This window comes from Salinisphaera sp. SWV1, assembly GCF_052044155.1.
Classification (GTDB): Bacteria; Pseudomonadota; Gammaproteobacteria; order Nevskiales; family Salinisphaeraceae; genus Salinisphaera.
On the sequence record NZ_JBQDYE010000178.1, the window covers coordinates 1 to 535 of the forward strand.

Annotated in this window: 1 protein-coding gene; it reads left to right on the forward strand. The window is 45.8% G+C overall.

Annotation, left to right across the window (positions count from 1 at the left end):
- The coding region (locus ACS8YF_RS20120; RefSeq protein ID WP_440851824.1) for a sulfatase-like hydrolase/transferase at positions 1 to 535 on the forward strand (535 nt) is incomplete at both ends.

Consider the following 535-nt stretch of genomic DNA (forward strand, 5'->3'; position numbering starts at 1 on the left):
TTCCGGCCCCTCCCGTGCCGCAATAATGACCGGTCGAGCTCCCGCCCGCTTTGGTGTCTATTCCAATACCGATGCTCAGGATGGTATTCCGCTAACAGAAACTTTCTTGCCTGAATTATTCCAGAATCATGGTTATTACACTGCAGCAGTAGGTAAATGGCACTTGTCAAAAATCAGTAATGTGCCGGTACCGGAAGATAAACAAACACGTGACTATCATGACAACTTCACCACATTTTCTGCGGAAGAATGGCAACCTCAAAACCGTGGCTTTGATTACTTTATGGGATTCCACGCTGCAGGAACGGCATATTACAACTCCCCTTCACTGTTCAAAAATCGTGAACGTGTCCCCGCAAAAGGTTATATCAGCGATCAGTTAACCGATGAGGCAATTGGCGTTGTTGATCGTGCCAAAACACTTGACCAGCCTTTTATGCTTTACCTGGCTTATAATGCTCCGCACCTGCCAAATGATAATCCTGCACCGGATCAATATCAGAAGCAATTTAATACCGGTAGTCAAACAGCAGAT